The organism is Corynebacterium capitovis DSM 44611, from assembly GCF_030440535.1.
In the GTDB taxonomy this organism is placed as follows: domain Bacteria; phylum Actinomycetota; class Actinomycetes; order Mycobacteriales; family Mycobacteriaceae; genus Corynebacterium; species Corynebacterium capitovis.
Genome location: NZ_CP047117.1, coordinates 1,586,745 through 1,610,955 on the forward strand (window position 1 = coordinate 1,586,745; position 24,211 = coordinate 1,610,955).

The 24,211-nt window shown below is 62.1% G+C and carries 18 protein-coding genes, 5 tRNA genes and 2 rRNA genes; 8 read left to right on the forward strand and 17 right to left on the reverse strand.

The window, feature by feature from the left end; genetic code table 11:
* Positions 1-57 precede the first annotated feature (57 nt).
* The 4 genes from CAPI_RS07770 to ramA all read right to left on the reverse strand — a co-directional run bounded on the left by CAPI_RS07770 (position 58) and on the right by ramA (position 7,794).
* A 23S ribosomal RNA gene (locus CAPI_RS07770) occupies positions 58-3,166 on the reverse strand.
* Between the two features lie 405 nt (positions 3,167-3,571).
* Positions 3,572-5,096, reverse strand: a 16S ribosomal RNA gene (locus tag CAPI_RS07775).
* Together the 16S and 23S rRNA genes form the textbook arrangement of a ribosomal RNA operon.
* A 542-nt stretch (positions 5,097-5,638) precedes the next feature.
* Positions 5,639-6,898, reverse strand: coding sequence for a UDP-N-acetylglucosamine 1-carboxyvinyltransferase (gene murA / locus CAPI_RS07780; protein ID WP_026157195.1), 1,260 nt, complete (start codon positions 6,896-6,898; stop codon positions 5,639-5,641).
* A gap of 56 nt (positions 6,899-6,954) precedes the next feature.
* Entirely contained in the window at positions 6,955-7,794 is an 840-nt protein-coding gene (gene ramA, locus CAPI_RS07785) for an acetate metabolism transcriptional regulator RamA (RefSeq protein ID WP_018018086.1), read from the reverse strand.
* A gap of 295 nt (positions 7,795-8,089) precedes the next feature.
* Here ramA and cysK point away from each other — a divergent pair, with 295 nt between their 5' ends.
* Together cysK and epsC are read left to right on the forward strand one after the other, a co-directional pair.
* A complete protein-coding gene (gene cysK, locus CAPI_RS07790; RefSeq protein WP_018018087.1) occupies positions 8,090-9,025 on the forward strand; it encodes a cysteine synthase A in 936 nt (311 codons plus the stop codon).
* Between the two features lie 137 nt (positions 9,026-9,162).
* Positions 9,163-9,732, forward strand: coding sequence for a serine O-acetyltransferase EpsC (gene epsC, locus CAPI_RS07795; protein ID WP_018018088.1), 570 nt, complete (start codon positions 9,163-9,165; stop codon positions 9,730-9,732).
* On the opposite strand, the gene CAPI_RS07800 is transcribed toward epsC, so the two are convergent.
* The 7 genes from CAPI_RS07800 to scpC all read right to left on the reverse strand — a co-directional run bounded on the left by CAPI_RS07800 (position 9,729) and on the right by scpC (position 12,504).
* Positions 9,729-10,025, reverse strand: a complete 297-nt coding sequence (locus CAPI_RS07800) for a GNAT family N-acetyltransferase (protein ID WP_018018089.1) — start codon at positions 10,023-10,025, stop codon at positions 9,729-9,731. The two genes, epsC and CAPI_RS07800, sit on opposite strands and share 4 nt — an antisense overlap.
* A gap of 91 nt (positions 10,026-10,116) precedes the next feature.
* A tRNA-Phe gene (locus tag CAPI_RS07805) sits at positions 10,117-10,189 on the reverse strand.
* A 23-nt stretch (positions 10,190-10,212) separates the two neighbouring features.
* Positions 10,213-10,286, reverse strand: a tRNA-Asp gene (locus CAPI_RS07810).
* Between the two features lie 219 nt (positions 10,287-10,505).
* Positions 10,506-10,579: transfer RNA gene (locus CAPI_RS07815), tRNA-Asp, on the reverse strand.
* 30 nt (positions 10,580-10,609) lie between these two features.
* Positions 10,610-10,682: transfer RNA gene (locus CAPI_RS07820), tRNA-Glu, on the reverse strand.
* Between the two features lie 174 nt (positions 10,683-10,856).
* A tRNA-Lys gene (locus CAPI_RS07825) sits at positions 10,857-10,929 on the reverse strand.
* A 66-nt stretch (positions 10,930-10,995) separates the two neighbouring features.
* A complete protein-coding gene (gene scpC, locus CAPI_RS07830; RefSeq protein ID WP_018018090.1) occupies positions 10,996-12,504 on the reverse strand; it encodes a succinyl-CoA:acetate CoA-transferase ScpC in 1,509 nt (502 codons plus the stop codon).
* A 227-nt stretch (positions 12,505-12,731) separates the two neighbouring features.
* On the opposite strand from scpC, the gene dusB reads away from it, so the two are divergent.
* Positions 12,732-13,913 carry a tRNA dihydrouridine synthase DusB gene (dusB, locus tag CAPI_RS07835; RefSeq protein WP_018018091.1) on the forward strand — a complete coding sequence of 394 codons (1,182 nt, stop codon included), beginning with the start codon at positions 12,732-12,734 and terminating at the stop codon, positions 13,911-13,913.
* A gap of 45 nt (positions 13,914-13,958) precedes the next feature.
* Positions 13,959-14,714, forward strand: coding sequence for a phosphate signaling complex protein PhoU (gene phoU, locus CAPI_RS07840; RefSeq protein ID WP_018018092.1), 756 nt, complete (start codon positions 13,959-13,961; stop codon positions 14,712-14,714).
* Between the two features lie 231 nt (positions 14,715-14,945).
* On the opposite strand, the gene pstB is transcribed toward phoU, so the two are convergent.
* The 5 genes from pstB to mshD form a co-directional block, all read right to left on the reverse strand.
* The gene (gene pstB, locus CAPI_RS07845) at positions 14,946-15,719 is read right to left on the reverse strand and encodes a phosphate ABC transporter ATP-binding protein PstB (protein WP_018018093.1); all 774 of its coding nucleotides are present in this window, start codon (positions 15,717-15,719) and stop codon (positions 14,946-14,948) included.
* A gap of 45 nt (positions 15,720-15,764) precedes the next feature.
* A complete protein-coding gene (gene pstA / locus CAPI_RS07850; RefSeq protein ID WP_018018094.1) occupies positions 15,765-16,733 on the reverse strand; it encodes a phosphate ABC transporter permease PstA in 969 nt (322 codons plus the stop codon).
* 16 nt (positions 16,734-16,749) lie between these two features.
* Positions 16,750-17,850, reverse strand: coding sequence for a phosphate ABC transporter permease subunit PstC (gene pstC / locus CAPI_RS07855; protein ID WP_018018095.1), 1,101 nt, complete (start codon positions 17,848-17,850; stop codon positions 16,750-16,752).
* 166 nt (positions 17,851-18,016) lie between these two features.
* Positions 18,017-19,141 carry a phosphate ABC transporter substrate-binding protein PstS gene (gene pstS / locus CAPI_RS07860; protein ID WP_018018096.1) on the reverse strand — a complete coding sequence of 375 codons (1,125 nt, stop codon included), beginning with the start codon at positions 19,139-19,141 and terminating at the stop codon, positions 18,017-18,019.
* Positions 19,142-19,353: 212 nt separating this feature from the next.
* A complete protein-coding gene (gene mshD, locus CAPI_RS07865) occupies positions 19,354-20,223 on the reverse strand; it encodes a mycothiol synthase (RefSeq protein WP_026157199.1) in 870 nt (289 codons plus the stop codon).
* A gap of 127 nt (positions 20,224-20,350) precedes the next feature.
* Between mshD and CAPI_RS07870 the strand changes: the two genes are divergently transcribed.
* Positions 20,351-21,088 (forward strand): LmeA family phospholipid-binding protein, encoded by a 738-nt coding sequence (locus tag CAPI_RS07870; RefSeq protein ID WP_040356994.1) that lies wholly within the window; start codon positions 20,351-20,353, stop codon positions 21,086-21,088.
* A gap of 36 nt (positions 21,089-21,124) precedes the next feature.
* Complete coding sequence (locus CAPI_RS07875; protein ID WP_018018099.1) at positions 21,125-21,793, forward strand: heme-binding beta-barrel domain-containing protein; 669 nt, start codon at positions 21,125-21,127, stop codon at positions 21,791-21,793.
* On the opposite strand, the gene CAPI_RS07880 is transcribed toward CAPI_RS07875, so the two are convergent.
* Positions 21,790-22,686 (reverse strand): aminodeoxychorismate lyase, encoded by an 897-nt coding sequence (locus tag CAPI_RS07880; RefSeq protein WP_040356954.1) that lies wholly within the window; start codon positions 22,684-22,686, stop codon positions 21,790-21,792. The two genes, CAPI_RS07875 and CAPI_RS07880, sit on opposite strands and share 4 nt — an antisense overlap.
* Before the next feature lie 31 nt (positions 22,687-22,717).
* Here CAPI_RS07880 and ygfZ point away from each other — a divergent pair, with 31 nt between their 5' ends.
* Entirely contained in the window at positions 22,718-23,830 is a 1,113-nt protein-coding gene (gene ygfZ / locus CAPI_RS07885; protein WP_018018101.1) for a CAF17-like 4Fe-4S cluster assembly/insertion protein YgfZ, read from the forward strand.
* Between the two features lie 154 nt (positions 23,831-23,984).
* On the forward strand, positions 23,985-24,176 hold the full coding sequence (locus CAPI_RS07890; RefSeq protein WP_018018102.1) for a DUF3073 domain-containing protein: 192 nt from the start codon (positions 23,985-23,987) through the stop codon (positions 24,174-24,176).
* The last annotated feature ends 35 nt before the right edge of the window (positions 24,177-24,211 follow it).

Genomic DNA, 24,211 nt, shown 5'->3' on the forward strand with positions numbered 1-24,211 from the left:
TGTCAGATACTGCATAGTGGACGCGGGTACGACACCTTTGTGGTGTGTGTTTCGTGTGCGGGTGGTTTTGGTGTATTAGTACCAGTCGTCTTGGTGCACATTACTGTGTGTCCAACTCTGGCCTATCAACCCCATCGTCTGTGGGGAACCTCGAATGAAACCTCATCTTAAAACAGGCTTCCCGCTTAGATGCTTTCAGCGGTTATCCCTTCCGTACGTAGCCAACCAGCGGTGCTCCTGGCGGAACAACTGGCACACTAGAGGTACGTCCGTCCCGGTCCTCTCGTACTAGGGACAGCTTTTTTCAAGTTTCAACGCGCGCGGCGGATAGAGACCGAACTGTCTCACGACGTTCTGAACCCAGCTCGCGTGCCGCTTTAATGGGCGAACAGCCCAACCCTTGGGACCTACTCCAGCCCCAGGATGCGACGAGCCGACATCGAGGTGCCAAACCATCCCGTCGATATGGACTCTTGGGGAAGATCAGCCTGTTATCCCCGGGGTACCTTTTATCCGTTGAGCGACACCACTTCCACTCGTAGGTGCCGGATCACTAGTCCCGACTTTCGTCCCTGCTCGACATGTCCGTCTCACAGTCAAGCTCCCTTGTGCACTTACACTCTTAACACCTGATTGCCAACCAGGCTGAGGGAACCTTTGGGCGCCTCCGTTACTCTTTGGGAGGCAACCGCCCCAGTTAAACTACCCACCAGGCACTGTCCCCAACCCAGATCATGGGCCAAGGTTAAGGTATCCACTACGGTCAGAGTGGTATTTCACCAACGACTCGGCCACCACTAGCGTGATGGTGTCATAGTCTCCCACCTATCCTACACAAACCGCACCGAACACCAATACCAAGCTGTAGTGAAGGTCCCGGGGTCTTTTCGTCCTGCCGCGCGAAACGAGCATCTTTACTCGTACTGCAATTTCACCGGGCCTGTGGTTGAGACAGCAGGGGAGTCGTTACGCCATTCGTGCAGGTCGGAACTTACCCGACAAGGAATTTCGCTACCTTAGGATGGTTATAGTTACCACCGCCGTTTACTGGGGCTTAAATTCTCCGCTTCGACCCCCACAGGGGGGGTCTAACAGGTCCTCGTAACCTTCCAGCACCGGGCAGGCGTCAGTCCGTATACATCAACATCACGTCTTCGCACGGACCTGTGTTTTTGGTAAACAGTCGCTCCCCTCTCTTCTCTGCGACCCCACCACGCTCACACACGAACAGTGTGATCACCTCGTAGGGTCCCCCTTCTCCCGAAGTTACGGGGGTAATTTGCCGAGTTCCTTAACCACAGTTCACCCGACCGCCTTAGTATTCTCTACCTGACTACCTGTGTCGGTTTCGGGTACGGGCCGTACGCACACATCGCTAGAGGCTTTTCTCGACAGCATAGGATCACCACCATCACCCCTCTAGGGGGCTACGCATCACGCCTCACACAAAAGCGGGCTGCATTTCACACCCCACCGTGCCACACGCTTACACCGCGCAATCCATTCCGCGGCGTGGCTACCTTCCTGCGTCACCCCATCACTGACCTACTAAGGTTCAGGCCCTCCACCACACACCCACCACACCACCACCCCCCGAAGGGGAAGGCAGCACAATAATGAGCATGCGGGAAGTTAGTATCACCCGTTACGTCTTGGGCGCGTGCATACGGGTACGGGAATATCAACCCGTTGACCATCGACTACGCCTGTCGGCCTCGCCTTAGGACCCGACTCACCCTGGGAAGACGAACTTGACCCAGGAACCCTTAGTCATCCGGCGGGTAAGATTCTCACTTACCACTCGTTACTCATGCCTGCATTCTCACTCGCGTGCAGTCCACAACCCCTCACGGTCCTGCTTCACCCCACACGCGACGCTCCCCTACCCAACAACACCCCACAGGGATATCATTGCCGCGGTTTCGGCGGTGTACTTGAGCCCCACTACATTGTCGGCGCGGAACCACTCGACCAGTGAGCTATTACGCACTCTTTCAAGGGTGGCTGCTTCTAAGCCAACCTCCTGGCTGTCATCGCGATCCCACATCCTTTTCCACTTAGTACACCCTTAGGGGCCTTAACCGGCGATCTGGGCTGTTTCCCTCTCGACTATGAAGCTTATCCCCCACAGTCTCACTGCCATGCACCACTTAACCGGCATTCGGAGTTTGGCTGACATTGCTAAGATGATAGTCCCGCTCAACCAACCAGTAGCTCTACCTCCGGCAAGCTCACATAACGCTGCACCTAAATGCATTTCGGGGAGAACCAGCTATCACGGAGTTTGATTGGCCTTTCACCCCTACCCACAGCTCATCCCCTCAGTTTTCAACCTAAGTGGGTTCGCGCCTCCACAACCTCTTACAATTGCTTCACACTGGCCATGGGTAGATCACCCCGCTTCGGGTCCAGGACATGCCACTACACACCCTCTTCGGATTCGCTTTCGCTACGACTCCCCCACAACCGGGTTAACCTCGCGACATGCCGCTGACTCGCAGGCTCATTCTTCAAAAGGCACGCCATCACACACCAGCGGTGCTCTGACGGATTGTAAGCGCACGGTTTCAGGAACTCTTTCACTCCCCTCCCGGGGTACTTTTCACCATTCCCTCACGGTACTATCCACTATCGGTCACACTGAGTATTTAGGCTTACCGGGTGGTCCCGGCAGATTCACAGCAGATTCCACGAGCCCACTGCTACTCGGGACAACACGCACACCACAGCACACACGCAACCACGTACGGGACTCATCACCCACTACGGCGCACCATCCCAGATGCTTCCGCTCACGCGCACACCACAATGGCCCAGGTGGCAGCCCGAACACACGCATCATCCCACAACCCCACACACGCAACCCCTGCCAGGTCTCACACGCACATGGTTTAGCCTCATCCGCGTTCGCTCGCCACTACTAACGGAATCACACTTGTTTTCTCTTCCTACGGGTACTGAGATGTTTCACTTCCCCGCGTACACCCCCACACAGGCTATGAATTCACCTGCAGGTCACACCACACAACTGGTGCCAGGTTTCCCCATTCGGACATCCTCGGATCAACGCTCGGTTGGCAACTCCCCAAGGCATAACGCAGCCTCCCACGTCCTTCATCGGCTCAGCATGCCAAGGCATCCACCGTACGCCCTTCACAACACACCCAACACACACAATCAGGCACACAACACACAAAAAAGAAAGATACTCGCGTCCACTATACAGTTCTCACACACCACACACACCCCCCACAACCACACACACCGTGCACAATCATGACAGGCACGCCCACGAACACCACGCACACACACAACCACAACAGTCATGCGCACACACGCGAAGTGCCCCAGACACCCAACAGCATGCCAACCACCCGTTTGCAGGACACACGGTCATGACCACATACGCCCACCATCACACGAACAACACACCAGCATCATCCACACAACAGGGGGTGCGCGACCACCCGGCCAGATTTAAAAAAAAGATGGCAGTGCCACACACGGACACATCAACCACCACCCCCACCACACGACCACGCGCGCAGGGGGCACACAAAAAACTCCTTAGAAAGGAGGTGATCCAGCCGCACCTTCCGGTACGGCTACCTTGTTACGACTTCGTCCCAATCGCCGATCCCACCTTCGACAGCTCCCCACCCACACAGGGTTTAGGCCACCGGCTTCGGGTGTTACCAACTTTCATGACGTGACGGGCGGTGTGTACAAGGCCCGGGAACGTATTCACCGCAGCATTGCTGATCTGCGATTACTAGCGACTCCGACTTCATGGGGTCGAGTTGCAGACCCCAATCCGAACTACGACCGGCTTTCAGCGATTAGCTCACTCTCACAAGCTCGCACACGCGCTGTACCGACCATTGTAGCATGTGTGAAGCCCTGGACATAAGGGGCATGATGATTTGACGTCATCCCCACCTTCCTCCGAGTTAACCCCGGCAGTCTCTCATGAGTCCCCAACCGAATTGCTGGCAACATAAGACAAGGGTTGCGCTCGTTGCGGGACTTAACCCAACATCTCACGACACGAGCTGACGACAACCATGCACCACCTGCAAACAGACCACAAGGGAAACCACATCTCTGCGGCGATCCTGTTCATGTCAAGCCCAGGTAAGGTTCTTCGCGTTGCATCGAATTAATCCACATGCTCCGCCGCTTGTGCGGGCCCCCGTCAATTCCTTTGAGTTTTAGCCTTGCGGCCGTACTCCCCAGGCGGGGCGCTTAATGCGTTAGCTACGGCACAAACCCCGTGGAAGGGACTCACACCTAGCGCCCACCGTTTACGGCATGGACTACCAGGGTATCTAATCCTGTTCGCTACCCATGCTTTCGCTCCTCAGCGTCAGTAACTGCCCAGTAACCTGCCTTCGCCATCGGTGTTCCTCCTGATATCTGCGCATTTCACCGCTACACCAGGAATTCCAGTTACCCCTACAGCACTCAAGTTATGCCCGTATCGCCTGCAACCCCACAGTTAAGCCATGGACTTACACAAACGACGCGACAAACCACCTACGAGCTCTTTACGCCCAGTAATTCCGGACAACGCTCGCACCCTACGTATTACCGCGGCTGCTGGCACGTAGTTAGCCGGTGCTTCTTATCCAGGTACCGTCACAAAAGCTTCGTCCCTGGCGAAAGGAGTTTACAACCCGAAGGCCGTCATCCCCCACGCGGCGTCGCTGCATCAGGCTTGCGCCCATTGTGCAATATTCCCCACTGCTGCCTCCCGTAGGAGTCTGGGCCGTATCTCAGTCCCAATGTGGCCGTACACCCTCTCAGGCCGGCTACCCGTCGACGCCTTGGTAGGCCATTACCCCACCAACAAGCTGATAGGCCGCAAGCTCATCCCATACCGCAAAAGCTTTCCAACCACACACCAACATGCGATTCCTATCCGGTATTAGACCCAGTTTCCCAAGCTTATCCCGAAGTACAGGGCAGATCACCCACGTGTTACTCACCCGTTCGCCACTCGAGCACCCCAGCAAGCCAGGGCCTTTCCGTTCGACTTGCATGTGTTAAGCACGCCGCCAGCGTTCATCCTGAGCCAGGATCAAACTCTCCACAAAAACGTTTCAGCAGAAACAGGCCGTGAAAAGCCCAAACCCAACCAAAACACGCAACCACACACACCCCACACCAAAGCAGAGCGCACACAGCCACGCACAAAAAACAACCAACCCCCCACACCACACCACAAAACACAGCAGTGCAGCACAAAAGGCCAGCCACAAAAAACACACCACGCGAATCAATCACGCACCATGCCACCAACCACACACACCACCACCACAACCAAGCAGCAGCAGCACATGCACGCCGGCACACACCCCACCACACCACCACAACCAAGCAGCAGCACAGCAAGACACACACAGCACACAACCAACCCACAAACAAAAGTACATTGGCACACTATCGAGTTCTCAAACACCACACGCACACCCCACCACCAACCCACACAGAGCCAGGGGCACAGCCACGCTACAAAAACCAGCGAACACTCTCCCACACCGCCGACACACCCAGTCACACAACCAAGCGCGGCGCTGTCAGTCTCGCTGACTCACACAAAGTTACACACCCCCCATCACACACACAAATCACCAGGTCATCGCTCTTTTTCACGTTCGATGGTCGCGCCCAATTCACGCATCTTCTCCACGAAGCGCGGGTATCCCCGATCGATATGGGCCACGTCGTGGACGGTGGTGACGTCGTCGGCAACAAGCCCCGCGAGGACAAGCCCTGCGCCAGCGCGGATATCGGACGCCCACACATCGGTGGACGAGAGGTGCTCGACGCCGCGGAGGACAACGTGGTGCCCGTCCACGTTGGCGTCCGCGCCGAGCCGCAACATTTCGTCGACGAAGCGGAACCTCGCCTCGAAGACGTTCTCGGTGATGACGGACGCGCCGTCGGCAATTGTGGCGATGCCGATCGCCATCGGTTGGAGATCGGTCGGGAACCCAGGGAATGGCAGGGTTTGGTAATCGACCGCCTTCGGCCGGTTGTTCATGCGGACGCGGAAGGCTGAGTCGTAGGTTTCTACCTCCGCCCCCGCCACCTTGAGCTTGGACAGGGCTAAGTGGAGGTGACCGGGTGCAATCCCCGTCACCGTGATGTCCCCGCGCGTCATCGCTGCGGCGTAGGCCCAGGTTCCGGCCACGATGCGGTCTCCCACCACCGTGTGCTGTGTGGGGTGGAGGCGCTCGACACCGTCAATTGTCACGGTTGACGTGCCGGCTCCGCAGATCCGCGCGCCCATGGAGTTGAGCATGGCGCACAGATCGACGATTTCGGGCTCACGGGCGGCGTTGTCGAGCACCGTCCGCCCCTCCGCGAGAACCGCGGCGGTCACGATGTTCTCGGTGGCACCTACCGAGGGGAAATCCAGCTTGATGGTCGCCCCAGTGAGCTTCTCGGCCTTGGCGACGACGGCGCCGTGCTGGATGTGCGTTGTCGCCCCCAGCTTTTCCAAACCGGATTGGTGCATGTCGAGGGGGCGAGAACCGATGGCGTCGCCACCCGGAAGCGCGACGTAGGCCTCTCCGCACCGGGCGGCAAGCGGGCCGAGGACGGCGACGGAGGCCCGGAATTGCCGGACCGCATCGAAATCGGCGTGGGGGGACACTTCGGCGGGAGTCGTGATAGCCACCACGGGCCCTTCGATGGTCACATCGCAGCCCAACCCGACCAAGACATCGCGCATGAGCGGAACGTCAAGGATCTCCGGGCAGTTGTGCAGAGTCGTCGTCCCCTCGGCGAGGAGGGCGGCGGCCATGAGTTTGAGAACACTGTTTTTCGCGCCGTCAACGGCAACGACACCGCTGAGGGAAGCGCCACCCTGGACCAAGAAACGTTCTTTCACGCCCACCACAGTACAGCGGGCACCGACACTCCCCCGCCCCCGTCGGGTGCAGCCTTTTAGGGCAGCGCGCCGATGCGGCGGGCCGCGTTAACGGCCTCGTAGCGGGTGTGCGCGCCGAGTTTGCGCATCACGCTGCGGAGGTAGGACTTGACGGTCTCCGCACCGATGCCCATTTCCTCCGCAGCCTCGACGTTGGTGTGGCCCAGCGCAACGCAGGACAAGACGTCGAGTTCCCGCGCGGACAACTTGGTGGACTGCTTGATCCGCACGGGGGAGACCATCTGGTCACACAAGCCCTCTAGCTCTCGCCGCAGCTCCTCGTCGGCAACTCGATTAGCCAGCATGCGCAGCTTCGAGTGAGTGGAACGGACCTGCTCCCACTCGGCGCCGTTCATCACGCGGCCCGATTTCAAGGCGCCTTTGCCGGCCTCAGCGCGTCGTAAAGCGGTGTTGACCGCGAGGTCCTGCTCTAGGGTGCGGGCGGTCATCGTCACTTCCTCGATGACCTTGTCCCCTAGCCTCACCGGCGAATGAACACCGACGTAGAGCACGCCCCGTATCTCGCGCTGAACGATAACGGGTACCGCCACGAGGGAGTGCAGCCCCTCGTCTTGGATGTGTCGGTCGTACTCGTGGGAGATGACGTTGGCGCGGGTGTAGTCGGAGATACCCACCGCGCGGCGGGTGGCGACGACCCGGCCGCCCATGCCCGCACCCGGCTCGACGATGAGATTTTGCAGCGCGGGGGTTCGCAAACCGATCCACTGCGTGATCTGCAACCGGTTGTCCGGCAGGAGGGTCGCGTACATGGCCACCGGGATACCCGTCGCGGTCTTGAGAGCCGTGAGCGCTGCGCGGATGGCGTCGTCGTCATCCTTCATTCGTTGCGCGTCCATCATCGTTCCTTAGAACCTCCACCCCTACGGGTGTCCCCGGGGGGACCTAGTGTCGCCCGAACTCGGTTGTGAAACCGCGCCCGTTATGCAATGAGCGTCATCATATCGCGAAATCGGGGGTAGCCAAATCGCCGCCCATGCCCCCTATCCCCGGCGCAAACTGCTCAGTACATTTTAAGTATACCGCTCTGTCTAGGCAGCTGTGTATAATGGCGCGGTGTACCCAGCAACATCTAGCCACGCGCCCGGGGAGGATGAGCCGGGCCGCGGGCGGACCACAGAAGGAGCAGTACACATGGCGAACATCGCACACAACGTCCTCGACCTCGTCGGCGGGACCCCGCTTGTCGAGCTTCACCGCGTCACGGCCGATTCCAAGGCGCGCGTCGTCGCAAAGCTCGAGTTCTACAACCCGGCCAACTCCGTGAAGGACCGTATTGGTAAGGCCATCGTCGAGGCGGCGGAGGCCTCCGGCGAGCTTAAGCCGGGTGGCACGATCGTCGAGGCCACCTCAGGTAACACGGGCATCGCCCTCGCCCTGGCCGGTGCGGCTAAGGGATACCACGTCATCCTGACCATGCCCGAAACCATGTCCACCGAGCGCCGCGTCGTCTTGCGCGCGCTCGGCGCCGAGATCGTTCTCACCCCGGGCGCGGCCGGGATGAAGGGCGCCGTGGAGAAGGCCAACGAGATCGTCGCGACGAACGCCAACGCCATCCTCGCCCGGCAGTTCGAGAACGAAGCGAACCCGCGGATCCACTACGAGACGACGGGCCCCGAAGTCTGGAACGACACCGACGGCGCCATTGATATCCTCGTCGCCGGCGTCGGCACCGGTGGAACGATCTCCGGTGCGGGAAAGTACCTCAAGGAGCAAAACCCCGACATCCAGCTCGTTGCGGTTGAGCCGTCTGCGTCGCCCCTCCTGTCGAAGGGTGAGGCCGGGCCCCACAAGATCCAGGGCCTCGGCGCGAACTTCGTCCCCGGCACCCTCAACCGCGAGATTGTCGACGAGATTATCACCGTCTCCAACGAGGACGCCGTCTCGACCTCTCGTGCCCTTGCCCGCGAGGAGGGCGTCCTCGCCGGCATTTCCACCGGCGCAAACCTGAAGGCCGCTCTGGAGCTTGCCGCGCGTCCCGAGAACGAGGGCAAGACGATCGTCTTCATCGCCTGCGACTTCGGCGAACGCTATATCTCCACAATCCTCTACGAAGACATCCGCGACTAAGAACTCTTCGCTTGTCGATGCCCCCCGCGGCCCCGGTTCACCGCCGGCCGCGGGGGGCTGAATATTTTGCCCGGCCCGCGTGCTACCCGCTGCTAGACTCTGCGGGCATGATGGCGGAGGTACGCAACGCAATTCACATGGTCCGCGAGGATCTCCACAACGCCAGGAACCACGACCCCGCCGCGCGGGGCGACCTCGAAAACGCAGTTGTGTACTCGGGTCTTCATGCCATCTGGGTGCACCGCCTATGCCACCGTATGTGGAACCGCGGCTGGAAAGCTCCGGCCCGCGTTCTCGCGCAGCTCAATCGCTTTTTCACCGGCATCGAGATCCACCCGGGAGCGAGGATTGGCCGGCGCTTCTTTATCGACCACGGGATGGGCATTGTCATCGGAGAAACCGCCGAGATCGGCGACGGCGTGATGCTCTACCACGGCGTCACCCTGGGCGGGCAGGTCCTCACCCAGACCAAGCGGCACCCCACGATCCACGACAACGTCACGATCGGCGCCGGGGCCAAGGTGCTCGGCCCGGTCGAGATCGGGGCGAATTCCGCCATCGGGGCCAACGCCGTCGTGACGAAGAGCGTGCCCCCCAACTCCATCGCGGTGGGTATCCCCGCGAAGGTGCGGGAACGCAAGAACGATGAGGTGAACAAGCTCGTCGACCCCGACAAGTACTTCGACCCCGGAAGCTACGTCATCTAATCGGCCGAGACGAGGCTCTGGTAGTCCGGGTTTTGCTCGATGAAGCGCTCCACAGCCGAGCAGGCGGGCGTAACTCGGAGGCCGCGGGAGGAGACGTCGTCAAGAGCGAAGGCGATCAGCGGCTTCGACAGGCCCTGTCCACGGTACTTGGGGTACACGACGGTGTGCGGCATCACGCGCACCCCCTCGTGGTCTTTGTACGACGCGAAACCAGCAACCTCGCCGCCTACGCGTAGCTCGTAGCGGCTCTCGTCGGGGTTGTCCCTCAGATCGAACTCTGGCTGCTCTGCCATCACTAGACTCCTTCGTCGACGGTCGGTCGATGTCCTACCCTACCGCGGTAACACTCAACCCCCTCCACCGGAGTGAAGGGGGTTGACGGTGTGGCCAGAGCCAGGATCGAACTGGCGACCCCACACTTTTCAGGCGTGTGCTCTACCGACTGAGCTATCTGGCCAGAACCGCTACGAGGCGATTCCGCGACCCTGACGGGACTTGAACCCGCGACCTCCGCCGTGACAGGGCGGCGCGCTAACCAACTGCGCCACAGGGCCATATTTACTTAGTCGGTGTGCCGTGCGGCACGAATAGTTAATGTACACAGACTTGTAATGCGGGCACAAATCGCCAGCTAGAGCGCCGTTTTGTCCGAATGGGCCGGCGGGGTGTTTCAGTGCAAGAAAGCGCCTCCCGCACGGCTGCGGGAAAACGAAACAACCCCGCGCGGGCAGAACCGTCGTTCCACCTGCGCGGGGTTGTGTGCCGCCGTGAAGCGACCCTGACGGGACTTGAACCCGCGACCTCCGCCGTGACAGGGCGGCGCGCTAACCAACTGCGCCACAGGGCCATATTCATAGTGCAGAGCGCTTAGCTCGCGTACCCCCAACGGGATTCGAACCCGTGTTGCCGCCGTGAAAGGGCGGAGTCCTAGGCCACTAGACGATGGGGGCCCGCTCATCCGAGAACGTGCGTTCTCAGGCAGCCCGGTAATCATAAACCAGCGTTCCCAGAGCGGACAAACCTGCAGTACAGGGGCAACACAGCAACCCTCCCCGGGATCTGGAAAGGCGCATGCTGCAAAACAAAAACCCCTACTCGCTGCAATCGCGAACAGGGGTGCAATGTGGGCCCTCCGGGGCTCGAACCCGGGACCTGCGGATTAAAAGTCCGTAGCTCTACCAACTGAGCTAAAGGCCCGTGGAGCCCATCCTAACGGGTGGGCTCCCCGCGCCAAAAATCGGGTGCGGGGAGGCTCGCCGGTGGCTAGCTCTCCTTTTGCATCGTCCCCGTCTCGTCCATCCGCAGGTGGAAGTCGAAGGCGTGGCGCAGATCGTGCGGGGTGGCCTGGTACTTGGACTTCGAGGCCTGCTCGACGTATTCCTCGAGGAGGGGGCGGAAGGTCGGGTGGGCGATGGAGATCATCTTCTGCACGCGTTCTCGCGGCGCCAGGCCGCGCAGGTCGGCGACACCGTACTCCGTGACAAAGACCATCGCGTCGTGCTCGGTGTGGTCGACGTGGGAGACGAAGGGGACGATCGCGGAGATCGCCCCGTCCTTGGCCACCGACGGGGAAATGAAGGAGGAGATGTAGGCGTTGCGGGTGAAGTCGCCGGACCCGCCCAGGGCGTTCATCAGGCGGGTGCCGTTGATGTGGGTGGAGTTCGCATTGCCGTAGATGTCCGCCTCAATCATTCCGTTGGAGGCGATCAGGCCCGTGCGGCGAATCACCTCGGGGTGGTTGGAGATGGACTGCGGGCGCAGGATGATCGAGTTGCGGTAGCGCGACGCCTCGTTGTTCATCTTCTCCGCGTATTCAGGCGAGAGGGAGAACGAGGTGGCAGAGGCCACGGTCATCTTGCCCGCGTCGATAAGATTGACCATCCCATCCTGGATAACCTCCGTGTACGCCTGAATGTTCTCGAACTTGGAGTCCATCAGCCCGGCCATCACGGCGTTAGGAACGTTGCCCACACCGGACTGCATAACGTAGCCGTCGTAGGTAAGGCGGCCGAACTTCACCTCCGTCTCGAGGAAGTCGAGGAAGTTCCCCGCGATCTGCTCAGACACTGCGTCGAGGGCCTTGAAGGGGGCGTTGCGATCGGGGTCATTCGTCAAGACCACTGCGACGACCTTTTCCGGGTCAATCTCGACGTAGGTCGTGCCGATCCGGTCCCCGGCCTTCGTAATGGGGATGGGCACGCGATTCGGCAGCGGCGGAACCGTCCAAATGTCGTGCATCCCCTCGAGCTCGGCGGACTGCCACTCGTTGACCTCGATAATGATCCGCTGGGCCGCGTTGAGGAACTCCACGGAGTTGCCCACGGAGGAGGACGGGACGATGTTGCCTTCCTCGGTGATCCGCACGGCCTCGACGATGGCAACATCGAGCTGCCCGAAGAAGCCTTCCTCCACCATCATTCCCGAGTGGGATAGGTGGATGTCCTGGAACTTGAGCTCACCGGCGTTGATCTTGTTCCGCATCTGCGGGTCCGACTGGTAGGGCATGCGATAGCGCAGGGCGTTGGCTTCGGCCAAAACCCCGTCACACTCGGGCGCCGTCGACGCCCCCGTGAAGAGGTCGATGCTGAAGTCCTCACCTCTCCCGTGGGCTTCCTTGGCCTTTTCAGCGATCGCCGCGGGCATCGCCTTGGGGTAACCGGCTCCGGTGAAGCCGGAAATGCCGACCTTGTCTCCGTGGGCAATGAACTGGGCAGCCTCTTCGGCCGTCATTACACGTCCGCGCAACGAGTCGTTGGCGATGCGATCAGTCATGGACAGAATCACTCCTTAGGTAGGGGATAACAGTTTCAGCTTATTCCGATTTACCTACAACAGCCATACGCATATTTCCACTACCCCGCCCGGTGCTACCCCCGGATACGCAACGCTGCAGGCACACACGGTAATGCCGTAAGCCGCGCCTCCCCACCCCACCCCTGCTGGCCGACCACGTCACGACACGTGAATCTGCTGTCCGTGGGCGTAAACTAACAAGGGCTATGACTGCGACACTTGCTCATTCAACTGCGACGCCGTCCGCTCTGCGGATCGGGGAGTTCGAACTCGACTCCCCCGTCGTCCTCGCGCCCATGGCAGGGGTCACAAACATGCCGTTTCGCGTGTTGTGCCGCGAGATTGAACAACAGCTCACGGGAACGAGTTCGGGTCTTTACGTGTGCGAGATGATTACCGCGCGCGCCCTCGTCGAACGCAACGAGAAGACCCTGCATATGACGGCGTTCGCTGACGTCGAAAAGCCCCGCTCGATGCAGTTGTACACGGTCGACCCGAAGTACACCTACGAGGCAGTCCGCATGATCGTCGAGGAAGACATCGCCGACCACGTTGACATGAACTTCGGTTGCCCGGTGCCCAAAGTGACCCGCCGCGGTGGCGGCTCCGCCATCCCGTACAAGCGCCGCCTGTACGCCAACATCGTGTCCGCGGCCGTTCGCGCCGCAGAGGGCTCCGGAGTACCCATCACGGTCAAGTTCAGGGTGGGGATTGACGACGAACACCACACCCACCTCGACGCCGGCCGCATCGCCGCCAACGAGGGCGCAGCAGCCGTCGCCCTTCACTCCCGCACAGCGGACCAGCGGTATTCTGGCAGCGCGCGGTGGGATGAAATCTCCCGCCTTGTCGACCACATGGACGGCACCGATATCCCAGTAATTGGCAACGGCGACATCTTCGCCGCCTCGGACGCCTCTGCGATGATGGAGCAAACCGGTTGCCACGGTGTCGAGGTAGGACGCGGGTGTCTCGGACGGCCGTGGCTCTTCGCCCAGATCGGCGCCAAGCTGCGCGGGGAGGACGTCCCAGCCGAACCCACCCTCGGAGATGTCGCCCGCGTTCTTTACCGTCACGCTGAGCTCCTATCGCTTCACGACGGCGAAAAGCACGCGTGTCGGGACCTGCGCAAACACACCGGCTGGTACCTGCGCGGGTTCCCCGTTGGTGGCGAGTTGCGCCGCGATCTTGCGCGGGTGGAGACCCTGTCTCAACTCCACGCGCTACTCGAGCCCCTCTTTGCGTTACATTCCCGCGCCGAGCACGCCGATGACGCCCGGGGGCGACAAGGCTCGTCGGCCAAAGTGGCGCTGCCCGATGGGTGGCTCGACGACCCCGAAGACGACACCGTTCCAGTGGGAGCGGAAATAGACAGCAACGGCGGCTGACACGCCGCGGGTCGCGCCCCAACGGCGCAGACGGAGGAGAACCCCATGATTGAAGACGGTAAGATCCGCCCAGTGCGTGCCGTATACCGCGAACACCTCGAGGCGTTCTCACAGGATCTGCTGAACATGTGCGACACGCTCCGCGCGGTGATGGCGAAGGCATCCTACGCGCTGCTCAACCAGTCCCTCGAAAAGGCCGAGGAGGCGCTCTCCAGCGCCGACGAGCTGGAGGAGACCCGCCAGCGGTGCGAGGACCGAAGCATGAAGCTCCTTGCGTTGGAAAGCCCCGTCGCCTCGGACCTGCGGCAGGTCGTGTCCTCGATCTACATCGTCGAGGACTTCGAGCGTATGGGGGCGCTTGCGATGCACATCGCCAACACCGCCCGGATGCGCCATCCCACCCCGGTCGTGCCCGAACCCCTAGTTAACCTCGTGCGCGAACTCGCCCGTCTCGCGGACGAAATGGGCAGCAAGACGCACGAGCTCCTCACGACCCCGGACGCCGAGGTGGCAATTCGGCTGCGCGACGATGACGATGACGTGGACGCCATCAAGAACTATCTTCTCAACGTCCTCACGCGCCAAGAATGGCCCCACAGTGCCCGCGAGGCGGTCGATCTCGCGCTGCTGTGCCGCTATTACGAGCGCTACGCGGACCACTGCGTCAACGTCGCCGCCCGCACGGTGTTCCTCATCACCGGGCTCAAGCCCGATGCGTACCTGGAAAAACAGCGAGCGGGTGATGCCTTCGAGCTCGATGAGAGGATCGCCGCGATCGAGCGTCGTTTCGCCGGCAACTAAGAGAAGCCCCGGCTGCGCCGGGGGTCTAGCTGCGACCTTTCTCTTTGTTTCGCGCGTTCACGACGGCACCGCCGCCGAAGACGGCGACGAGCACGAGCAGGGGCAGCCACCACAGCGCGTCGATATCCAGGACGAGCCCGAGTACGACGATGACAACAGCAATGATTGGCAGGGCGTAGAGGATAGTCGTAGATTTCGAGGGGGCGCTCCTCTTAGGTCGTTGGCCCCGGTTTAACCGAAGCGGCCAGCGATGTAGTCCTCGGTTTCCTTCTTTTCGGGGTTCTCGAAGATGGTCGTCGTGTCATTGAACTCGACGAGGTGGCCCGGCTTGCCCGTGGCCTCCAGGGAGAAGAACGCGGTCTTGTCGGACACGCGCGCCGCCTGCTGCATGTTATGGGTCACGATCACGATGGTGTACTGGTTTTTCAGCTCGTGAATGAGATCCTCAACGGCGAGCGTCGAAATCGGGTCCAGCGCCGAGCAGGGCTCGTCCATGAGCAGCACTTCGGGGCGCACCGCAATAGCACGAGCGATGCACAGACGCTGCTGCTGGCCGCCCGACAGACCGCCGCCCGGCTTGTCTAGGCGGTCCTTGACTTCCTCCCAGAGGTTTGCGCCACGGAGGGATTCTTCCGCCACTTCCTTGAGTTTCTTCCTGTCGCGCTCACCGGACAGGGCCAGGCCCGCGACGACGTTGTCCTCGATGGACATGGTCGGGAACGGGTTCGCCTTCTGGAACACCATGCCAATGGTGTTGCGGACAGACACGGGGTCGACCTTCGGGCCGTAGATGTCGTGCCCGTCGAGAAGAATTTCGCCCTTGACGGTCGCGTTGGGGATGACCTCGTGCATGCGGTTGAGGGTGCGCAGCACGGTCGACTTACCGCAACCGGACGGGCCGATAAAGGCCGTCACGGCCTGCGCCGGGATTTTCATGTTGACGTTCTGCACGGCGTGGAAGTCGCCGTAGTAGATATTGACGTCGTTAAGTTCGAGCTTGGACATCGGTTGTACTCCTCTGACGTTTGAGCGGGGGTGGGCGGTGTCGTTTTACTTCTTCACGGAGAACCGCGAAGCGACGAGGCGCGCCAGCAGGTTCAGAGTGATGACCAGAATGACCAGGGTCAGCGCGGCTCCCCATAGGCGGTCGAGGGCCGGGCCGGAGGCTCCGGTCTTCCACATGTCCAGCATGAACAGGGGCAGGGAGGACTGCGGCTGGCCGAACATACTCAGCCAATTCAGGGCCGGGGTGGAACCGACCAGGATCAGCACCGGCGCCGACTCGCCCATCACGCGTGCGACCGCGAGCATGACGCCCGTGACGATACCCGAAAGGGCCGTGGGCAAGACGATACGAGCGATCGTCTTCCACTTGGGCACACCCAGTGCGTAGGAGGCTTCACGCAGGTCCATCGGCACGACGCGCAGCATCTCCTCGGTGTTGCGCACCACGATGGGAACCATGAGCAAGATGAGCGCGAGGGATACGGCAAAACCCGAACGCTGCTGACCCAAGATGGTGATCCACAGCGCGTAGATGAACAGCGCGGCAACAATGGAGGGAACACCGGACAAGATGTCCACCATGAAGGTGGTGACCTTGCCGAGGCGGTTGCCGTTGGAGTATTCCACCAGGTAAATGGCGGTGAAAATTCCGATCGGGATGGAGATGAGGGATGCGACGAGGGTTTGCATCAGGGTGCCGGCAATGGCGTGAGCCGCGCCGCCGCCCTCTCCGCGCGCGCGGACGCCGACCATGTCGGAGGTCCACCAGTTCGGATCCAGGACGGCGCTCCAACCCCGCCCGATAACGGTGAAGAGAAGCCAGAGCAGCGGGATGAGGGCGATCAGCATGCACACCCACATCAAGACCCCCATAACCGAGTTGGTTGTCTTGCGGCTGCTGGAGATATGGGTGAACGGGCTGTTGTCACCCGTTTCGGCGGGCCGGTCCACGGCGGACGAGGCTGATGAAGCGGTCGTGGTCGTGGCGTCGCCGTTGGGAACTGCGGTACTCATAATGTGCGCTCCTCCCCTACTTCTTGTTGACGATCGCCCGGGCGATCGAGTTGACGATAAAGGTCAGGATGAACAGCACGAGGCCCGCGGCGATATAGGCACCCGCGCTGGTCGGGTTGTTGAACTCCGCGGAGGCGTTCGCGATGGCGGTCGCAAATGTGGAGCCGCCGTCGAAAAGCGAGGCACGGAAATTCGGCGCCGGGGAAATGACCATGAACAGCGCCATCGTCTCACCGAGGGCACGGCCGAGGCCCAGCATGGAACCGGCGATGTAGCCGGAGAGGCCGAAGGGGATCACCGTCATCCGGATCACTTCCCAGCGCGTGGCGCCGAGAGCCAGGGCGGACTCGATCTGCCCGACCGGGGTTTGCACGAAGATCTCTCGCGCGGTCGCCGCGATGACGGGCAGGATCATGATGGCCAAGACGATGCCGCCGGTGAGCATGTTGCGACCCGTCGCGAAGGACGGGGAGTTTTGGTAGTGGGCGAACAGGAAGAAACCGTTGCCCCACGAATTCACCCACTCATAGAACTTGCCCAGGAACGGGCCGAGGATCTGCGCGCCCCAGAGCCCGTAAACGATCGACGGGACTGCCGCGAGCAGGTCGACGAGAGTACCCAGCGGGCGGACGAGCTGCTTCGGCGCGTAGTTGGAGAGGAAAAGTGCAATGCCGAGGGCAACCGGCATTGCGAGGAGAAGCGCGATGAGGGAGACCGTCAACGTCACGAAGAAGAGGTTCGGGATGCCGAACTTCATCGCCTCGAGGTTCGCGGTCTGCCACTGGCCCGTGTACGTGAAGAAGCCGAGAATCCCGCCGTCATTGCGCACGAGGGGAGGAGTGGCCTGAATCAAAAGGAACAGGCCGATTGCCGCAATGAGAACGGTGATGAGCGTCGCGGAGGCGGTGGAAAAAAACTCGAAGACGCGGTCCCCAGGGCGCTTGACCCCCGTTGCCCCGGATGCCGAACCGGCTGTTCCGGGCTGGTCCCCGTGGGGCAGCGTCGGGGTGAGCACGGGAGTTCCGGTGGACGCACCGGTCTCAATCGGATTGGGGGAGGACACGTCATGCGGGGCCCGATGGGCCCCTTCGGCGCCCGGCGTTTGGTTATGAGCCATGTTCACTAGTCCTTTTGGTGACGTGGACGGAAGCGGGGGCGATGCCCGCCATTACTGCTGGTGAACGATGGAGCCCACCGGAACTCACCAGTACATGGGATTGCCCCCCAATGCAGCAGCTATTCGGGGGGCAATCGATTCCGCGCTACGCGGAACGGGAATTCACTTAGCTAATCGCCTTAATAGCTTCACGCAGGCGATCGGCGTGTGCACCGGTCACGGGGATAAAGCCCGCGTCCTCGAGCTCGCTGTCCTGGGAGTCCAGAGCCACTGTGAGGAAGTCCTTCACCATGTTGCGGGTGGTCTCGTCGTAGCCCTTGGAGCAGACAATTTCGTAAGTGGTCAGCACCAGCGGGTAGGTGTTAGCGGCGTCGTTGGCGAAGAGAGCCGCGGAGTCGACGACCATGTTGTGGCCCTCGGTCTTGAAGGTCATGCCGTTGATGGCGTTACCGACAGTGTCGGCGTTGAGCTCGACCGGGCCGTTGCCGAAGTCGATCTTCGCCTTGTGCTCGGCGAAGCCCGCCTCGACGTAGGTGATGGCGCCCGGGGTGGAGTTGACCTGCTCAGAGACACCGGTGGAACCGTTGGCGCCCGCACCGACAGCGCTGGGGAACGCCTTGCCGGAGCCCTCCCACTTGCCGTCGGAGGCGGCGGCGAGGAACTTCTGGAAGTTATCGGAGGTGCCGGACTCGTCCGAGCGGTAGATCACGGAGATGTCCTCGTCCGGCAGGCTCACGCCCGGGTTGGCGGCGGCGATGGCCGGATCATTCCACTTCTTGATCTTGCCCTGGAAGATCTCGACCACGTTGTCCACGGTCAGGTTCAGGTTGTCCACACCGTCGAGGTTGTAGGCGATGGCGACCGGACCGATCACGAAGGGGAGGTTCCATGCCTCGTTGCCACCGCAGCGAGCGGCAGCCTGGGTGGCCTCTTCGTCCTTCAGCGCAGAGTCGGAACCAGCGAACGCAGCCTGGTTGGCAATGAAGTTCTTAACGCCGTTGCCCGAACCGGTGGCGTTGTAGGCCAGGTTGGCACCCGGAACCTCCTCGGAGTACCGGGAGGCGAAGTAGTCCATCGCGTTCTGCTGGGAGGTTGCGCCTTCGGCGACCAGCTGGCCGGTCTGGCCGGTCAGCTCGGAGGAGCTGGCGCTGCTGGAGGAACCGGTGCTCTTGGACGCGGAGGAGCTGGACGAGGAGGAGCCGTCCTCCGACCCGCCGCAGGCGGCCAGGGTGGCGGAGGAAACAGCCACGATGCCGAGGGCGACAGCGGTGCGCTTAAAGTTGCGAATCACGGGATACCTTTCCGGTGTGAATTCAGATGGTCCGAGTAACGGCGGCCAGCGTGGCCGGCGCGTGGCTACAGAAAGCACACGACAGGCACAGATGTTCGCTTGTCCGATTACTCACACCGCAAAGGTACGGCCTGGGGGTAAACCCGCGGTTGTAGTTTTGGTAAACAATCGGTGAATTTTAATTCTTCGCTGCGAGTGTCCTGCTAGTTACCTCATCGGGCGTATACAACGTGCTGTTCCCGCACGCGAAACCCCATCTCCGTGTAGCGGCGGACGGCCGGCGCGTTATCCGCTTCGACGTAGAGAATGACTTGGCACGACGCGGCGTCGACAAGATGCTTCAGCCCAAGGCTGAGCAGCGGCGCGCCCAGACCCTTGCCCCGGTAGGCGGTCGCTAAGCCAATGACATACACCTCGCCGACGTCGCCCGGGTGACGCTTCGTCCAGTGGAAGCCCGCAAGCTGGTCGCCGTCATAGAGAAACCACACCCCGGACGGGTCGAACCAGTCGGTGTCCATTCCCTGGTGAAGCCGCGCCACATCCCACCCTCCTTGTTCGGGGTGCCAGGAAAAGGCCTCGTTATTCGCAGTCAGCCACGCCCGTTCGGTGTTCTGGGTGCCGAAACGCTCGACGGCCTGCGGGTAATTCAGGGCCTCAAAACCAGAGGGGATGGCGGGGTTAGCGGCCGCGTCGAGAGTTGTCCCCTCGATTCCCATGACGAGGAGCTCGCGCGTGCTTGCTAGGCCGAGGCTCTCCGCCAGCGCCTGTGCTGCGGGGAGATTCCCATGCGCCCACAGCTGTGCCTTTGGCACGCGCGCCAAAACGGCCTCGGCGAGAGCTCGCCCATGGCCCCGGCGTCGAGTGTTCGGGTGAACAGCGATCTCCGCCGAACCGTCAGGAGCCAGCGCGGCGATGCCAACAAGCTTCCCCCCTTCCTCGCGCACGTCGTGGACGTGGCCTAGCGCGGGCTCGCGCACGCCGCGCAGGAAAGCCTCGGAAAAGGGGGCGACCTTATCGTTGCGCTCGGTGGCGTCGAGAAGCTGCATTGCACTTTCGGCATCTAGGTGATCGGTGATAGTCATAGGCTCAGGTTACGGTACAAATGGAGCGGTGAACATGACCTTGGGCCACCACGGGGGCCACCACGGGGGCCACTACGGGGGCCGTCGCGGTGGCCGGTGGAGAGACCGACCGGGCAAAGCACTCACCGTGACAACCGCGGTAGTTCTCGGCGTCTTAATCGCCCTCCTCCTGGCCGACACGGTGCTGGCCTCACGAATCGAGGGCAAGATCTCCCGCAGCGCGTACGTGGGAGACGCGCTGGCGTACCCGCCAGACGCTTACGTGGCGGGGTTCCCCTTCAGCCTCGCCCTGCTGACGGGAACTGTGCCGCGCGTCAGCGTGTCCACCCTCGACGCGCCCGTTGAAGGCCTTGGTGTCGTCAACGCAACCGCCGAGGCATTCGAGATTTCCACGACGCCAGCCCATATCCTGCGCGCCGATTTCACCGGTGATGAGGCCCTCGCGGTGCGACGCACCATCCGGCTCGACGGGGTCGCCTTTGGCGAGCTTCTTGGTATGACGGACTTAGACATCTCGAACCCGTACGACATCTCGCCCGCCGGCGGACCTGCCAGCGAAGCCCACCTGACCGGCACGGTCCCAGGTACGAGCGCGCCGTCGACAGTTGTGGTCACGCTTAGGATGGAGGGCCCCACCTTCGTGATGAAGCCCAGCATTCTTCTCGACGCCCCCGCGGGCGCAGAGGACGCCGTCCTGTCCGCCTTCACACTCGAGCGCGACACACGCGACCTCCCCTTAGGCGGCCCCGCGGGGCTCGTTCAAGTTTCCGGGGGATCGATTGAATTCTCCCGGGACCGGATCAATGTCACGCTGGGTGCGGACGACCTCACTCCCCTCGCTCCCGTCACCGCCACGCAGGGCTGATTCAGGCGCGTGCTCGGCGCCGGTAGTCTGGCCCTCATGAACGACTCAACTGACATTCCCGCCCCTGGAACCCCGGCCGAACCGACACCGAATCTGGACGGGAACGCAGCCGTTGCGCGCGCCGCTGAGCAGGCGAAAAATACCGCGCACCGCAATATTCCTGGCCTCGGATTTGAGGAATTTCCGCTCGAAGACGACACCGCGAACCTCCGGCACGGGCCCTCGCTTCACGACGGCCTTCTGGCTCTCCTCCCCCTCGTCGGCGTGTGGTCCGGCACGGGGCAGGCGAACGATGTCGATGGCGAATGGGCGTTTGGTCAGCAGCTAATCTTCTCCCACGACGGGGAAAACTACCTGCGCGTCGAATCCCGCACGTGGCGCATCGACACGGATGGCAACCCCACCGGTGCCGACCAACGGGAGGTGGGCTTTTGGCGGATCTCTCCGAAGGACGAAATCGAGGTGACGCTTACTAACTCGCGGGGGTTGGTAGAAATCCTCTACGGCGAACCTCTCAGCGAGCGCGCCTGGCAGTTGGAGAGCGCTTCCACCATCGCCACAGCCGCCGGCCCTGAGCGCCACGGCCCCGGCAAGCGCCTCTACGGCCTCATGCCGAACAACAACCTGGGCTGGGTGGACGAGCGAGTGGTAGACGGCGCCCTCGTACCGTACATGTCCGCCGAGCTCACCCGCGTAGCGGGCTAGAGGTCCAGGGCGGCCTCGATGAGCTGGGCCACCTCGCGCTCGTTGTCCGGCACCGCGAGCCGCCGTCTATCGACGCTGGTGACCCTCACACCGCGACGCACGGAGCTGACTAGCCACACCGACTCCGCGGAGAAGAGGTCGTCGACGTAGAGGTCCTTTTCCTTGCACTTCCACCCGTTGTGTTCGGCGTAGTCGAACACCGCGCGCTGCGTCGTGCCGGGGAGTATGTCTACTCCGGCGGCGGGGGTGCGGAGGCGACGGCCCTTCTTCACGACGATCACCGTCGACGTCGTCCCCTCCAACACGCGGCGGGTGCGCGGGTCAATGTAGATGACATCGTCGAAGCCCTGCGCCCTCGCCCACCGCCTGGCTGCCATCGCGGAGGCGTAGTTCAGGGTTTTCGCTTCGAACTCTAACCACGGCGCTGGGTGTTCGCGGTCGACTGTGTACCCGCGCGGGGCCGTCATCACCTCAACGCCGTCGCGCCGCTGGCGCTCCTGCTCAGGGTCCGCCGGGCGAACGGTGACCCACGCGGTGGGGATGCGCGTGGTCTCCCGGCCGCGGGTAAGCGTCCACGTGCACGCGGCGTCACCGCTCGCCCCTTCTCGGTAATAATCCGCGATCGCGGCCTCTGTGGCCCTCAACCACTGCTGCTCCAGAGGGGCCGGCAGATCCAGCGCCGCGGCGGAGCGCCGGAACCTCGCGAGGTGCCGGTCGACGTTGACCGCGCGCTCGCCGCGCACCAGCAGCGTCTCAAACACCCCGTCGCCCCGGGTCACCACGGCGTCGTCCCAAAACACGTGCGGCATCGTGGCGTTTTGCCGTCTCATCGACCCGCCATACGGTTCCACGAGGTAGATCACTGGCTGGGGCGGGAGGAGAGGGTGACCCATATTCGACCATTATGCACGTACACTTGAACCCGTGAGTGCCGCGTACCGTTCCCCCCTCCTTTCTCTTCCGGGCGCCGCCGAGCTGCCCGACGCCGCGACCTCACCCCTTGACGCCGCGGGGGTGGCGTGGCACTACGGCGACCCGCTCGGGGAACAGCGGTTGGCCGAGACCACGCCGGTTATGGTGGACCGCTCCCACCGCGGTGTCATCCTCGTCGGTGGAACCGACGCGCCCGCGTTCTTGAACAATCTGCTTTCGCAGAAGCTTGTCGACCTCCCCGCGCCCTACTCCTCCGCAGCCCTCGACCTCGATATCCAGGGCCACATCCTCCACCACGTCGACGTGTACTTCGACGGTTCGACGTTCTACCTGGATTGCCCGTCTGACCAGGCCGAATCGCTCGTCGAGTTCTTGCGCACGATGGTGTTTTGGTCCAAGGTCCAGATTGACGTGGCGGACGTCGGCATTCTCACCGTATTCTCCCCCACCCCAGATCCTGACGCGCTGCGCGCCGTGAGCGGGGCTGCGAGCACGCGGTTTGTCCGGCACGTGGATTCCTGGCCCTCGGGCCACCGCTACGACGTGTGCGTCGAGCGCTCCGCGCTCCGCCAAGCCGCGGAGGCTTTCACCGCGTCGGGAGGCGCGTATGCGGGACTTATGATGTTTACGGATCAGCGCGTTCGCGCAGGTGAGCCTGAGCTCGGTGTGGACCTCGACGATAAGTCGATTCCCCACGAAGTTCCCCGTTTCATTGCGAGGGGTGAGCGCGCCGGGGCCGTCCACCTTGATAAGGGATGTTACCGGGGGCAGGAGACGGTGGCGCGGGTGGAAAACCTCGGGCGCTCCCCGAGGTTGCTGGTTCTTCTGCAGCTCGATGGTTCCGCGCCGGTCGATCCCGTTCCGGGCGCAGACATCGTGGTGGCCGGCGGACGAAAGGTGGGCCGGCTCGGCACTGTGGTGCACGACGCGGACTATGGCCCGATCGCGCTTGCGCTTATCAAACGCTCAGCACTAAACGGGGCTGACGTGACAATCGTGGCGGAGGGGGAAGTCGCGGCCCGAGTCGATCCCGATTCGCTGCCGGCGGACGAAGGAGAGAAGGCCGGGCGGAGGGCCGTCGAAAAGCTTCGCGGCTCGCAGTAGCTCCAACGATCTCTTATCTGCCCAGGTGAGGGAGCGGTGCGGAATTTCTGGCCCCGTCAGGCTATTATGTCTGGCAGGACAATTCAGAAACGATTTATAGTGGCCGCCCATTAAACTGGGCCGCCCCGAAAAACCACCTCAAGGGGGTCTTCGCATGGGCCGCGGACGCGCCAAAGCAAAGCAGACCAAGGTTGCACGCCAACTCAAGTACCACACTCCAGACATGGACCTTGATTCGCTGCAAAAGGAGCTCGCTGGACAGACCCCGTCGAGGTCGTGGGAGGATGACGACCAAGACGTCGACGACCAATACGGCGATTACGCCAACTGGGACAGCCGACGCTAGAGTGACCTCGCAACGCACCCGGCCGCGAGGCTAGG